Here is an 822-nt window from a genome sequence, read left to right as displayed (position 1 = left end):
ACTGTCATCGTCGTCTGCAGCTTCAGACTTCGCATCATTTTTCTGTTCCGCAGAAGCCTCATCACTGGCTTTCTCTGCGGGCTTGTCATCGCTCTTGCCGGCACTGCCACTGGCTCCTTCGTCGAAGGTGCCCAGTACCTGTTGGCTTTCTACGGTTTCGCCCTCTGCCGCCATGATCTTGCTGATCACGCCGTCGGCCGGCGCCACCACTTCCAGCACAACCTTGTCGGTTTCAATATCCACCAGCAGCTCGTCACGCTTCACCGCTTCACCTTCCTGCTTGTGCCAGGTGGCTACGGTGCCGTCTGCTACTGATTCCGGGAACTGCGGGGCTTTGATATCAGTCGCCATGCCTAATCCTTAACTGTTACTTAATCTCGAAGGCGTCCTGAACCAGACGCTGCTGTTGTTCCACGTGCAGAGACATTGAACCCACTGCCGGGGCGGCCGCCATATCGCGGCCAGCGTAATGCACAGGCCCCACGCCAGCTTGTTGTGCTACACGGTACATATGATGCTGAGAGCAATACCAGGCACCCTGGTTCATGGGCTCTTCCTGACACCAGACCAAATGCTCCAGGTTAGGATAGCTCTCGAGAATTTCCTGCAAACGCTGCTCAGGGAACGGATACAACTGCTCAATCCGCACCAGCGCCGTGTCACTCAGATCATCGCCATCACGCTTTTCCAGCAAGTCGTAGTAGACCTTGCCGGAACACATGACCACGCGGTTGACCTTCTTGCGATCCAGATCAGCCAGGTCATCCAGTACTGAATGGAAAGTGCCGTGGGCCAGATCCTCCAGTGCGGATGTGGCCTTTT

1 protein-coding gene and 1 pseudogene are annotated in these 822 nt (G+C 56.1%); both read right to left on the bottom strand.

Annotation, left to right across the window (positions count from 1 at the left end):
- Positions 1-351, bottom strand: a 351-nt coding sequence (locus A3730_RS10855; RefSeq protein WP_304439489.1) for a biotin/lipoyl-containing protein, incomplete at its 3' end; no start/stop codon positions are given.
- 16 nt (positions 352-367) lie between these two features.
- Positions 368-822 (bottom strand): annotated as a pseudogene (locus tag A3730_RS10850) (2-oxoglutarate dehydrogenase E1 component); the annotation flags it as partial.

It is taken from the genome of Alcanivorax sp. HI0044, from assembly GCF_001634945.1.
The sequence above is the reverse complement of the archived record's forward strand: the minus strand, read 5'-3'. Positions and strand labels throughout refer to the sequence as shown.